Here is a 13,128-nt window from a genome sequence, read left to right as displayed (position 1 = left end):
ATTTGTTGACCTTCTTCTAATATGAAAAACTTTAAAAGGATTTAAAAATGATTGATATGCACGTACATTCCACAGAAAGTGATGGGAGATTAAGCATTGAAGAAATTCAATATAATGCAAATAAAAATTCTATTGATAAAATTGCTATTACTGATCATGATATACTAATGCCATCTAATACCCAATTCTGTAATGCTAACATCATAAAAGCTGTAGAATTTGGAATAACTTATAAAAATAAAGAAGTACACATTTTAGGATACTATGTAGATAGGTCCAATGAAAAATTACAAAAAATATCTGAATTAGCTATAAATGATAGAGCAAAAAGACTTGATATTTTTGAAAAAAATTTTGCGAAAATTGGAATAAAAATTGACAAGGATAAAGTCCTGAATTATAGTAAAGACAGAGTTTTTTCTAGAAGTAATTTAGCTCAATATTTAGTAGATATTAATATTTGTAAAAATAAAAATGAAGCTTTTAACGAATATTTATCTCCAAAAGGTAAATGCTATGTCAAAAAAAGCTTCACATCACTACAAAACATTATTAATTCTATAAAATCAGCTAACGGTGTATGTATTTTAGCACATCCCGTAACATTGAATGATGATAATATAGTAAATGAAATCATAGAAATGGGTATTGATGGAATTGAAGTAATTAATTCTAAACATTCATTTACTGATATTAAAAAATACTTGAATATAGCATTAAAAAACAAGTTACTATACACGGCGGGAAGTGACTGTCACGGAAAGCAATTTGATAAAGAATATTTAATGGGAAATTTCGCCTTAAATTATTCAACTTTTGAATCTATAAAAAAACTACATGAATTAAGGAGCGATTATGCTATCAAAAAAAATTAACAGTATAAATCCATCTTTAACACTTGAATTGAGTGCTAAAATTAATAAATTAAAAAATGAAGGAGTTAAAGTTTATAACTTTACTGTTGGCGAACCAGACTTTAAAACTCCAAGATATATAATTGATAAAACTATAAATTATTTAGATAATGGAGTAGTTAGATATACTGATACTAGTGGAATATCAGATTTGCGAGAAGAAATAAGTTCAAAACTTAACAATATTAATCATATTAAATGCGATAAAGATTCTATAGTAGTATCTACTGGCGCTAAACAAGCAATTGTCAATAGTTTATTTGCATTAACAAACCCTAATGATGAAGTTCTTATACCGTCACCATATTGGTTAAGTTATCCAGAAATGTGTAAACTTACTGATTGTAAACCTGTAGTTTTACCATATAATGATAACTTTAAAGTGGATGTAGATATATTAAATCAATATAAAACCGAGAATACTAAATGCCTTATATTAAATAACCCTTCTAATCCAACAGGAGTAATATACTCAAAAGATGAATTGTTTAATATTGGCAACTGGGCAGTTGAAAATAATGTTTATATAATATCAGATGAAATTTATGAAAGATTATCATACGATACAGAATTTATAAGCATGGCTTCATTGTCGGAAAATATTAATGATATAACAATAACAATTAATGGTTTTTCTAAGTCTTATGCAATGACTGGATTTAGATTAGGATATTCTTGTAGCCGTAAAGACGTTTCTACGCTCATAAAAAGACTTCAAGGACATATTACATCCAATGCTAATACATTAAGTCAAATCGCCGGTTTAACGGCGTTAAAAGATGAAACTGATGAAGTTAATGAAATGATAATTGAATTTAAGTCCAGAAGAGACTATATAGTATCTAAATTAGACGAACTTAGCTTAGAATATATTTATCCAAATGGAGCATTCTATGTATTTATTAAGATGGATCAATTTTATAATAGCACAATTAAAAATTCTTTAGAATTTTGTAATAAATTGCTTTCAGAATATAATATTGCATTCGTACCAGGTATTGTTTTTGGTGATGATAAATATATTAGAATGAGTTATGCGACAAGTATTGAGGATATAAAACAAGGTATGAAAAACTTAAACAAATTCATAGCAGATAACAAAAAATATAGCAAATAAAATTTGCTATATTTTTTTGACAATGGAGGAGTATTTTGATAAAATTATAATGTCACAAAATAATAATTTTGTGACATTAAGCTTATAGAATTTGGAGGTACTATGAATAGCTATCCTATGATACTTATGGACTTTTTAGACTACTTAGAAACTATAAAAGGTCGTTCGTCAAACACCGTTAAAGAATATGCTTACGATATTAATTTAATGATAAAATACATTATAGCACGTAAGCAAAATATAAAATTAAAATCATTTGATGATATTGTTAAAATTGATTCTTCTGATGTAGATTTAAATTTTTTCAAAAATATTGATGTCATTGATCTGCACTCTTTCATGGGATTTTTAGATCACAATAGATCCAATGGATCATCTACACGTAGCCGTAAAACTTCTAGTATCAGAACGTTTTATAAGTATCTTATAAATATTAGAAAACTTGATATAATAAACCCTGCAGAACTTTTAGATTCACCCAAAAAAAACATTAGACAACCAGTATATCTTACGCTTGATGAATCATTAGATTTACTTAAGGTTATCCTTCGCGAAAAAGATGAAGAAATTAAATCCCGTGATTACTGTATTACAGTATTATTTTTAAATTGTGGTATGAGACTATCTGAGCTTAGCAGCATAAATATTGATCATATAAAAACAAATACTTTGAGAGTTATCGGAAAAGGAAACAAAGAAAGAACTGTTTATCTAAATGATATGTGTTTAGATGCTATCGATAATTATCTTAAAATAAGACCAGAAATAGATAATGACGCTTTATTTATTAGCAAAAAAAGAAATCGCATGAGTAATCGTGCAATACAATACAGAATTGAACATTATTTAAAAATAGGTGGATTTGACACTAGTATATACAGTGTTCATAAATTACGCCACACAGCAGCTACTTTAATGTATCAATATGGTAATGTTGATATAAAAGTATTGCAAGAAATTTTAGGTCATGAGTCAGTGTCTACAACTCAAATATATACTCATGTCGATAATAACAGTTTAAGAAATGCAGTAAATAAAAACCCACTTAATAGCTTAAATAACGATTTAAAAAACACTAAATAGAAAAAAATAAAAAGATCAAGACATGTGCTTGATCTTCATTACTGTTATTAGATAGTATTAGGAGTATAACAGTATCATTATTTATTTATTAAAGGTATGTTCAAATGTTCGCCTACTTTAATTGAACTGCCTTCTATAAATCTATTGTAGTGTTTTATTACAGATATAAATTGTCTTGTACTCATGCTATCAGGTTTGAATTTTGTAGAAATTTTCCACAATGAATCCGATGGCTCTACAATATAATATTCAGTGTTATATTCTAAATTCTCATAATTACCATAACTCATATTAGTAGTTACTACTAATATCATCAAGCATAGTGCTACAAAACAAATTGATATGAATCTAAAAAATTTAAACTTATTTGTTATTCTATATTTTTTCATATTTCCTCCCTACCAGAAATCAGTTTCTGTACATATGTTCTATATGTTTATTCTACAACATATGTTCTTGTGTGTCAATAAAAGATTTTATGTTCTATTAAAAAAAGAAACAAATGTTTCATTTTTTGAAGAAATATGATATAATCAAGAAAAGAATAGAAAAGGAGTATATTAATGTACGATGATTTAACCTCAAAACAAATTGAAATATTAAAATTTATAAAAAGATATATAGATTACAAAGGATATCCCCCTGCTATTCGAGAAATTGGCGATAGTTTAAATATAAATTCAACATCTACCGTCCACAATAATATTTTGAAATTAGAGATGAAGGGTTATTTAAGAAGAGATCCTCTAAAAAATAGAGCATTAGAAATCATAGATAGTGTTTATGAAGAACAAGAAAATGAAATCAAAAAAGAAACTATAGATGTTCCTATCGTTGGGAAAGTTCAAGCTGGAATGCCGATTTTAGCTATAGAAAATGTAGAGGACACATTTCCTCTTCCTATTGAATATACATCACAAGGAATAGTATTCATTCTAAAAGTTCAAGGGGAATCTATGATTGAAGACGGAATATTAAACGGAGATAAGATAATTGTTCGCAAACAAAATACTGCAAACAATGGAGATATCGTTGTTGCGTTAATGGATGAATCAGCAACTGTAAAAAGATTTTATAGACATTCTGATCATATTGAACTAAGACCTTCTAATTCAACGATGTATCCTATTATTGTAAAAGATGTTGAGATTTTAGGAAAAGTTATCGGCCTTTACAGAACAATTTATTAAAAAAACAAGCCTTCTAATTATTGTTATAAATAGAAGGCTTTTATTATTTTATATTAAGTTTTTATTTTTTAAATTCATAACAACTTTCATGCAAGCAAGTAATGCTTGTTTATAGGTTAAAGATCCTTGAAAATAAGCTACATATGGTTCTCTTAAAGGTCCATCTGCTGAAATCTCTATACTAGAACCATCTATAAAGCTTCCTGATGCCATTATTACTTTATCATCGTAACCTGGCATATCCCAAGGATAAGGAACTACATGTGAATCTACAACAGATGACTCTTGAATGGATCTACAAAACTCAACAACTCTTTCTTCGTTTTTAAGAATAATCGCACAAATTATATCACTTCTTTTATCTTCTACATCAGGAATTGTTTTAAATCCCAATTTTTTGAAAACATGAGAAAATAATAATGCCGACTTCATTGCTTCAATAGTAATTTTAGGAGCTAAAAATAAGCCTTGTAATGTGTTTCGAGTCGTACCAAAAGTTATTCCTACTTCCTTTCCTATTCCTGGTGCTGTTAAAGTATTCGCTACCCTATCGATAATAGACTTTTTACCAGCAATATATCCTCCTGAAAGAGCTATTCCACCACCTGGATTTTTTATCAAAGATCCAGCAATAACATCACATCCTACCTCAATAGGTTCTTTATATTCAGTGAATTCTCCATAACAATTATCAACCATGATTATAATTTCAGGAAATTTCTCTTTGATAAATTGAGCTGCTCGTTCGATTTGTTCAATATTTATAGCATTTCGTAAACTATAACCTGTTGATCTTTGTATGGCTATCATTTTTACAGTAGAGTCTATCTTTGATTCCACAGCTTTCAAATTTATTTCATTATCTACCAAATCTACATAATCAAAATCAATTCCAAATTCTTTCAAATTACACGGAGAATTGCCTTCGATTCCTATAACTTCTTGTAATGTATCGTAAGGTAATCCTGTGATATATAATAATTTATCTCCAGGTAATAATGCACCTTTCATCAATAGACTAAGTGCATGAGTTCCAGAAGCAATAGACGGTCTAACTAAACAATCCTCAGCTTTGAAAATATCTCTAAATATCGCTTCACATTTATCTCTACCAACATCACCATATCCATAACCCGTTGTTGATGCAAAATCAGTAGCTTGTAACTTATTATCTTGGAAAGCCTTCAAAACTTTAAGTTGATTAACAAATTCCAAGTTTTCTAATTCTTTAAATTTTTCGGATAGTAGATAATCACTTTCCATAACTGTATCAAAACTATAATCATCTATACCGTACCATTCTTTTATTTTATCTCTTATCATATAACCATTCTTTCACATTTTTCAAACAAATTTGTTCGATGTCTTCAAATTCTCTAAAGTCTTTCAAATTCATCCAATGAATTCTTTTATCTTGTCTAAACCACGTTAACTGTCTCTTAGCATATTTTCTACTATTTTTTTTCATTAGACTAATCATATCTTTAAAAGATATCTTATTATTTAAATACATAAAAGCTTCTCTATAGCCTATAGCTTGAATTGATTGAGAGTTTTCATCCGTCATTTCATAAATGTATTTGCATTCAGCCATAAAACCTTCATCAATCATCTCATCAACTCTTTTGTTAATCCTTTCGTAAAGGACCTGTCTGTCATCATTTAATCCAATTATATAAAAATCATAATCATCGTTATAATGGTCAAATTTATCGTTAATTTCACTAAACTTATGCCCAGTTAGTTTACATACTTCGATTGCTCTAATAACACGTCTCACGTTGTTCATGTGAATCTTATCAGCGGACTTTGGATCTATATCTTCTAATATTTCATGAAGTTTCTCATTTCCATATTGTAAAGAAATATTTTCCAATTCTTCTCTTAATTTGTCATCAGATTTAACAGCATTAAACTCTAACTTATGAGTTATCGAGTTTATATATAAGCCTGTGCCTCCAACAATAATTGGGATTTTGTTTTTTGATGAAATTTCTTCAATTTTTTCTATGCATAGATTTTTAAATTGTTCAACATTAAAATTTTCATATGGTTCAACTATATCTATTAAATGATGTTTAATTACTCTCTGATATTTTGGTTCTACTTTTGCAGTTCCAATATCCATATACTTATATATTTGCATTGAATCTGCAGAAATAATCTCACTACTTAATCTTTTTGCTAAAAAAATACTCAACCTGGTCTTCCCCACTCCAGTAGGTCCAACTATTACAATACATTTTTTCCTCATTTTATCCTCATAAACATTTTTTCTAGATCTTTTTCATTCATTTCAATAAAAGTTGGCCTTCCATGAGGACATGTTAATGGATATTCACATTTAAACAAATCTTCTAAAAGTTTAATTATTTCGAAGTTACTTAAAGTGTCACCTGCTTTTACACTCATTTTGCAAGATCTTTTTATAACTTTAGATTCAATTACGTCAAAAGGATCATTTGAATTCTTAGCAATAGTATCCAAGATATCGGTAAATAAAAACTCGGCATTTGAGTTTCCGAATAGATAAGGGACAGCACGAACCACTACTGAATCATCAGAAAAAACATCACTTTCATATCCCAATTCTTCAAATATGCTCTTATTATTGGTATATATTTCCATGAGTTCATCAGTTAATGAAATGTTAATTGGAAATGCTAAATTTTGTGACACTACTTCCTTATCTAACATTTGTTTTGTTAACTTTTCATAATTAATTCTCTCATGACAGGCATGTTGATCAAATAAATAAATTTTACTGTCATATTCATCCTTAGCTAAAATATATGTTTTGAATAAAACTGTAAGTATATCAAATTTTTCATATTTTGCTAAATAAGATTCAACTTTAATTTGTTCGTTTTCGTCAAGAAAGAAGTTATCTTGTTTCGCTACATCTTTCTCTTTAAAAAAATATTTATTAGTTTCTGGCTTTTTATTAAATGCTTCTGACTCATCTTTATATCTTATATTTCTTAAATTGCTTAATTTTGAATTATCGTTGAAAAGATTATAAGAATAAGTTGGCTCTGATACCTTATCATATTTATAGTTAGTTAAGTTAGAATCAGATTCAAAATAATTTCTTCTTAAATCTTTGTACTTATCATCATCAGGAATTGATTGACTAATATTTGTAATTTTAACGTTATTTTCTAATAAAAATCTAACCCTTTTATTGAGTTGTTCCAATATTTCATCCAAAATAGATATTTTCACTTTTTGTTTATTCGGATGGACATTAACATCTACAAGCTTAGGATTTATTTCAAAAAAAAGCCAAAATAGTGTAAATCTCCCGTTAGGAATTACAGATTTATAGTTAGATTCAACAGTATTTCTGATATCTTCCGATTTAATAAATCTACCATTTAAGAAAATATATTGCATCTGCCTATTAGCTCTATACAAATTATTATTTGAAATATATCCGTGAATTTTGTAATCGTGTGAACTTATATCAATATCTATTAAGTTATTGGACATTGAAGTGCCAAATAAATTAATAATATTCTCCTTAATTGAAGAATTCTTCTTAGTCTCAAATAATGTTTTGTTATCTTTAATGTATTTGATAGAAACATCTGTGTTGCAAATAGCAAATTTATACATTGTTGTTGTTATTAGATTTGCTTCTGTCTGATCTGACTTCATAAACTTTTTTCTTACAGGTACATTATAAAACAAATCTTTTATTACTATTTTAGTTCCTACATTCATGGCAACATCTGATTCATTTATAACTTTTGAATTTCTAAACTCAACTTTTTTACCGATTTTTTCTGATTTTGTTCTAGTACTTACAATAAGTTTACTCACAGCTAGAATACTAGCCAAAGCTTCTCCTCTAAAACCCAATGTCCTTATATCATATAAATCATCAAATTTTTCAAGTTTACTAGTTGAATGTCTTTTAAACGCTAATTCTATTTCATTTTTTTCAATTCCCAACCCATTATCGCTAACTGAAATATAATCTTTTCCGCCATTTTTAATTTCTACAATAATGGTATCACTGCCAGCATCTATTGAATTTTCAACTAATTCTTTAATAACAGAAACAGGCCTTTCAATAACTTCACCTGCTGCAATTTTTTGTATTGTATCTTCTGATAATAACTTAATCATTTTAATCACCTAATTTTGAAGCTTTAATAACTAGCTCATTTAATAGTTGTAGAGACTGTATTGGAGTAATCTCATTTACATTAATATTTTTAATTTCATCCTTAAAGTCTTTCAATTCATGAATATTCTTATCATCTTCCATTTCATTTTGAACTGCAAAATCAGCAATTGGTAAATCAATTTTAGTATCTTCTTTGTCTATTTCTTTTAAGATTGATTTTGCACGTTTTATCAGAGTCTTTGGCATTCCAGCTAATTCAGCTACTTCAATACCATAACTTTTATCAGTTGAACCTCTAGTAATTTTTCTCAAGAAAATAATAGAATCATTAGTTTCTTTAATATCCACTTTCATATTAATAAGATTATCTAATTTTTTCTCTAATTCTGTTAGTTCATGGTAATGAGTAGCAAATAATGTTTTTGCTTTTATATCCTTTGAAATATATTCAACTATAGCCCATGCCAAGCTTAATCCATCATATGTTGATGTACCTCGACCTATTTCATCTAAAACTAATAAACTATTTGAAGTTGCATATTTAATAATATTGCTCATTTCTTTCATTTCAACCATGAAAGTAGATTCACCTTTAAATAGGTTATCACTAGAACCAATTCTTGTAAAAATCTTGTCCACAATAGAAATATTTGCCTTGGTAGCAGGTACGAATGATCCTATTTGATTTAATATGCAAATTAAGGCGACCTGTCTAAGATACGTTGATTTCCCACTCATATTAGGCCCTGTAATTAGCTGTATATCATTTTTCCCAGATCCTATTAGTATATCATTAGTTATAAATTCAGATTGACCTACGCTTAGCTCTACAATTGGATGTCTAGATTCTAAAACATCAATTAACCCGTAAGTATTAATATCAGGCTTAATATAATTATTCAAGTACGCACATTTAGCTAGCGAATTTGAAACATCAATAATTGCAATCAAATCTGCAGATTTTTTTATTCTCGATAAATTTTCTAAAATTATTTTTCTAATGTCCTCAAATATCTTATATTCTAGTTCAAAAATCTCATCCTCAGAATCTAATATTTTTGATTCTATAGCTTCTAATTGTTTTGTCTTAAACCTTGATGAATTAGTCAACGTTTGTCTTTTTTCGTAATCTTCTCCAACCTTATTTAAGTTAGATTTAGTAACATCGATAAAATATCCAAGTTTTTTATTAAAAACAATTTTTAGATTCTTTATCCCTAACCTGTCTTTTTCAGACATTTCGTATTCTACTAATTCATTTTTTCCATTCACCCTGTTATAACGCAATTGATCTAATTCATTAGAAAAATTAGGTTTTATTAGATTTCCTTCTGTCAAAATTACCGGAGGATCGTCCACTATTGATTTGTCAATCAAATCGTATATGTCACGTAAATCATCTAATTTTTCTCCTATTAATTGTACGTTTTTCTTGTTACAATTTAAAAGATTTTTCAGATATGGAATCTTTTCAATAGAGACCTTTAAAGCAATTAAATCCTTGGCATTGGCACTTTTATATGATAATTTCGCTATAAGTCTATCCAAATCGTATATACCATCTAGGCAATTCTCTAAATTAACTAATAACTCATAATCTTCAAAAATTTCTTCAACTCTATTTTGTCTAATCAAAATTTCTTCTTTATCCATCAATGGTCTTTCTAAATAACTATGCAATAGTCTAGATCCCATTGATGTTTTTGTATGATTCAATACTCCAAACAAACTACCATTTTTAGAATTAGTGTATAAGTTTTTTTGAATTTCTAAATTAATAACGCTATTAGAATCAATTTCCATAAATTCATTTATATAATATTTTCTAGAACTATTGATATGAACTAAATCATCCTGATATCTGAACACATATTTTAATAAATTAGCAACACAAATATTAGTTGTTTCGCTGTTGGTATTATCGTATGTTATCTTGCTATTAATGAAATCTATAGAATCAGTGCCATTATTAACAGTAGTCAATACAATTGAGAACTTACTTGCAATTGTTTCTAATGAATTAGTTGAAAACTCATGATCATTAAATATGATTTCTTTTGGAGTAATTTTTGAAATCTCATTTTCAATTATTTTATAAATATCATCAGATGTGGTATTAGTATATGAAACATCTCCCGTTGAAATATCTATATACGAAATAGCTACCTCATTTGATTTTTTTGAAATACTCATCAAATAATTAAAGTTTCCAGTATCAGAATTTTCATTTTCTATTACTGTAGCTGGAGTATAAATCTTAATTATTCCTCTTTTTACTAGACCTTTAACTAATTTGGGATCTTCTAATTGCTCACATATAGCAACCTTATATCCTTTTGAGACTAATTTGTTAATATATACATCACTCACATGATAAGGAATACCACACATTGGACATTTTTTATTTTCTCCACAATCCCTTTGTGTCAAAACAATTTCAAGCTCTTTGGATGCGATCAAAGCATCATCAAAGAACATTTCATAAAAATCTCCTAATCTAAAAAATAATATACAATCTTTGTTTTGTTCTTTTATTTCTTTATATTGTTTAATCATAGGAGTATAAGCCATTTTAATCCACCATTTCCCCAGTTAATGCAAAAGAATTGAAATCTACAATTTTCGTATTTACTAATTTACCAATATAAGATTTATCACATTTAACATTTACCAATTTGAATGTTCTAGTTCTGCCAGTCATGACTTCTGGATTATTCTTACTTTCTCCTTCAATTAATACTTCTTGTATAGTTCCAAGATAAGATTTGTTTTTCTCGTAAAAAATCGGATAAGCAACATCTAAAAGTCTTTCTAGTCTATCTTGTTTTACATCTTCATCAACTTGATCTTCAAACAAATCTGCCTTTGTTCCAGGTCTTCTATTATATTTAAATGTAAAAGCTTGTTCATAACCAACTTTTCTAACTACATCTAAAGTGTCTTGGAAATCTTCTTCAGTTTCTCCTGGAAATCCTACTATAATATCCGTTGAAAAAGTAATTCCTTTTACACTTTTCTTTAATTTCTCTACCTTTTCTAAGTAAGATTCTTTTGTATATCTTCTGTGCATTCTTTCTAAAACCGAATTTGATCCTGCTTGAAATGGTAAATGAATGTTTTCGCAAACTTTATCTAATTTACCCATTGCTTCAATTAATTCATCAGAAATATCTTTTGGATGACTTGTTAAAAATCTTAATCTCTCAAGTCCTTCAACATCATTAACCTTCGTTAATAACTCTGTAAAAGTAACAGGATTTTCAAGTGTTTTACCGTATGAATTTACATTCTGTCCTAGTAGAGTTATATCTTTATATCCTTGATCTACCATTCTTTTCACTTCAGATAATATACTTTCAACAGATCTACTTTGCTCCCTACCTCTTGCGTATGGAACTATGCAATAAGTACAAAAATTATTGCATCCAGTCATTATATTTACATATCCAACATATTCATTATCTCTTTTAATAGTGATGTCTTCATCAATATCATCTTTTCTTTCAATATCTACAACTAATTTTCCACTGCTTAGATGTCTATCTATAAGATAAGGTAATGAATTTATGTTATTTACTCCAAATACTATATCCACTTGTGGATACTTTTCTCTAATGATATCGCGCGCAGGACCAGTTTGCATCATACAGCCACATACAGCTATAAGCATATCTGGATTCTCTCTTTTTAAATTTTTTAATGCTCCAAGTTGTCCATAAACCTTCATCTCTGCATTTTCTCTTACTAAGCAAGTATTGAAAATTATGAAATCTGCATCTAATTTTTCATCAGATTTTTCAAATCCCATATTTTCTAATAATGTTTTTATTTTTTCAGAATCATGTTCATTCATTTGACAACCATGAGTAATTATCGAATAGGTTGGAGCGTGTTCGTGTCTATTTATAAATAAATTAACATAAGAATTTGTGGCTAATTTATCGTTATTTTCTTCCATTTATATCTCCTTTATAAAATATAAGCCATCGATACTCGATAGCTTATAAATAAATTCTATATTTTAATCAATGTAATTGTAATGTTATCATCAGATTTATTAATTACATCCTCTAATAATTTATTGCATTTTTCTTTTACGCTTAAGTTTGATTTCAAAATAAATTGAATATTGCTTTTATCAATAAATTTATAAAAACCATCAGTAGCCATTAGTATTTGATCATCAGAGCTTAGTTCCTTAATAATATAATCGGGTTTATCCATACTCCTAAAACCAAGCCCTCTGGTTATGGCATTTTTAAGATTTTCATTGTTTTTTACAACATGATCTTTTGAAATTTGATAAAAACCATATTCATTTTGTAAATAAGCTCTACTATCTCCAATATTAAATAGATACATTGTGTTTTCTCTAATAATAGTGGCTAAGAATGTTGTTCCTATATTGTTTGGGCAATTGTTTGAATTTGAAAAATCTAAAATTTTATAACCTGCATGATGAATTGAGCCATAAATCAAATCCTTCATGCTAAGTTCTTCTTCGAAGTGATTTTTAAAACAAATTAAAAACTCTTCTACTGCGATTTCAGATGCTTTTTCACCATATTCACATCCACCCATGCCATCTGCAATTAAAAATATTTGAGTATCTTTAAATGCTTCGTTTTTATAGTAATCTTCGTTTTTATCTCTAAAATCACCCTTATATGAAATCGAAAAATACTCCAT

11 protein-coding genes are annotated in these 13,128 nt (G+C 27.8%); 4 read left to right on the top strand and 7 right to left on the bottom strand.

The annotated features are described in order from the left end of the window. The first annotated feature begins 47 nt into the window (after positions 1-47). The 3 genes from FMG_RS04060 (at position 48) to FMG_RS04050 (ending at position 3,114) form a co-directional block, all read left to right on the top strand. Positions 48-875 carry a PHP domain-containing protein gene (locus FMG_RS04060; protein ID WP_012290604.1) on the top strand — a complete coding sequence of 276 codons (828 nt, stop codon included), beginning with the start codon at positions 48-50 and terminating at the stop codon, positions 873-875. Beyond that, complete coding sequence (locus FMG_RS04055; RefSeq protein ID WP_012290603.1) at positions 856-2,031, top strand: pyridoxal phosphate-dependent aminotransferase; 1,176 nt, start codon at positions 856-858, stop codon at positions 2,029-2,031. The genes FMG_RS04060 and FMG_RS04055 overlap by 20 nt, the downstream gene beginning before the upstream one ends. A gap of 102 nt (positions 2,032-2,133) precedes the next feature. Next, positions 2,134-3,114, top strand: coding sequence for a tyrosine recombinase XerC (locus tag FMG_RS04050; RefSeq protein WP_002838431.1), 981 nt, complete (start codon positions 2,134-2,136; stop codon positions 3,112-3,114). 77 nt (positions 3,115-3,191) lie between these two features. On the opposite strand, the gene FMG_RS04045 is transcribed toward FMG_RS04050, so the two are convergent. Then, positions 3,192-3,503, bottom strand: coding sequence for a LysM peptidoglycan-binding domain-containing protein (locus FMG_RS04045; protein ID WP_002838135.1), 312 nt, complete (start codon positions 3,501-3,503; stop codon positions 3,192-3,194). Positions 3,504-3,677: 174 nt separating this feature from the next. On the opposite strand from FMG_RS04045, the gene lexA reads away from it, so the two are divergent. Continuing rightward, positions 3,678-4,304: a transcriptional repressor LexA gene (gene lexA, locus FMG_RS04040; protein ID WP_002838320.1), complete on the top strand. Its 627-nt coding sequence runs from the start codon at positions 3,678-3,680 to the stop codon at positions 4,302-4,304. A gap of 48 nt (positions 4,305-4,352) precedes the next feature. On the opposite strand, the gene FMG_RS04035 is transcribed toward lexA, so the two are convergent. The 6 genes from FMG_RS04035 to FMG_RS04010 are packed head-to-tail and all read right to left on the bottom strand — an operon-like array spanning position 4,353 to position 13,128. Beyond that, positions 4,353-5,627 (bottom strand): aminotransferase class I/II-fold pyridoxal phosphate-dependent enzyme, encoded by a 1,275-nt coding sequence (locus tag FMG_RS04035; RefSeq protein WP_002838127.1) that lies wholly within the window; start codon positions 5,625-5,627, stop codon positions 4,353-4,355. Then, on the bottom strand, positions 5,614-6,558 hold the full coding sequence (miaA, locus tag FMG_RS04030) for a tRNA (adenosine(37)-N6)-dimethylallyltransferase MiaA (RefSeq protein ID WP_002838371.1): 945 nt from the start codon (positions 6,556-6,558) through the stop codon (positions 5,614-5,616). The genes FMG_RS04035 and miaA overlap by 14 nt, the downstream gene beginning before the upstream one ends. Next, positions 6,555-8,438, bottom strand: coding sequence for a DNA mismatch repair endonuclease MutL (mutL, locus tag FMG_RS04025; RefSeq protein ID WP_012290602.1), 1,884 nt, complete (start codon positions 8,436-8,438; stop codon positions 6,555-6,557). The genes miaA and mutL overlap by 4 nt, the downstream gene beginning before the upstream one ends. Position 8,439: 1 nt before the next feature. Further along, a complete protein-coding gene (gene mutS / locus FMG_RS04020) occupies positions 8,440-11,010 on the bottom strand; it encodes a DNA mismatch repair protein MutS (protein WP_012290601.1) in 2,571 nt (856 codons plus the stop codon). A gap of 1 nt (position 11,011) precedes the next feature. Beyond that, positions 11,012-12,397: a tRNA (N6-isopentenyl adenosine(37)-C2)-methylthiotransferase MiaB gene (miaB, locus tag FMG_RS04015; protein WP_002838381.1), complete on the bottom strand. Its 1,386-nt coding sequence runs from the start codon at positions 12,395-12,397 to the stop codon at positions 11,012-11,014. Positions 12,398-12,453: 56 nt separating this feature from the next. Beyond that, positions 12,454-13,128: a PP2C family protein-serine/threonine phosphatase gene (locus FMG_RS04010; protein ID WP_012290600.1), complete on the bottom strand. Its 675-nt coding sequence runs from the start codon at positions 13,126-13,128 to the stop codon at positions 12,454-12,456.

The sequence above is a fragment of the Finegoldia magna ATCC 29328 genome, from assembly GCF_000010185.1.
Lineage (GTDB): Bacteria > Bacillota > Clostridia > Tissierellales > Peptoniphilaceae > Finegoldia > Finegoldia magna_H.
Note: the sequence above shows the minus strand (reverse complement) of the source record. Positions and strands in the feature narration are given on the sequence as shown.

Excerpts from the sequence above, each read along its gene's own strand:
- FMG_RS04060 (WP_012290604.1), top strand. The coding sequence starts at position 48 with ATGATTGATATGCACGTACATTCCACAGAAAGTGATGGGAGATTAAGC.
- FMG_RS04055 (WP_012290603.1), top strand. The coding sequence starts at position 856 with ATGCTATCAAAAAAAATTAACAGTATAAATCCATCTTTAACACTTGAA.
- FMG_RS04050 (WP_002838431.1), top strand. The coding sequence starts at position 2,134 with ATGAATAGCTATCCTATGATACTTATGGACTTTTTAGACTACTTAGAA.
- FMG_RS04045 (WP_002838135.1), bottom strand. The coding sequence starts at position 3,503 with ATGAAAAAATATAGAATAACAAATAAGTTTAAATTTTTTAGATTCATA.
- lexA (WP_002838320.1), top strand. The coding sequence starts at position 3,678 with ATGTACGATGATTTAACCTCAAAACAAATTGAAATATTAAAATTTATA.
- FMG_RS04035 (WP_002838127.1), bottom strand. The coding sequence starts at position 5,627 with ATGATAAGAGATAAAATAAAAGAATGGTACGGTATAGATGATTATAGT.
- miaA (WP_002838371.1), bottom strand. The coding sequence starts at position 6,558 with ATGAGGAAAAAATGTATTGTAATAGTTGGACCTACTGGAGTGGGGAAG.
- mutL (WP_012290602.1), bottom strand. The coding sequence starts at position 8,438 with ATGATTAAGTTATTATCAGAAGATACAATACAAAAAATTGCAGCAGGT.
- mutS (WP_012290601.1), bottom strand. The coding sequence starts at position 11,010 with ATGGCTTATACTCCTATGATTAAACAATATAAAGAAATAAAAGAACAA.
- miaB (WP_002838381.1), bottom strand. The coding sequence starts at position 12,397 with ATGGAAGAAAATAACGATAAATTAGCCACAAATTCTTATGTTAATTTA.
- FMG_RS04010 (WP_012290600.1), bottom strand. The coding sequence starts at position 13,128 with ATGGAGTATTTTTCGATTTCATATAAGGGTGATTTTAGAGATAAAAAC.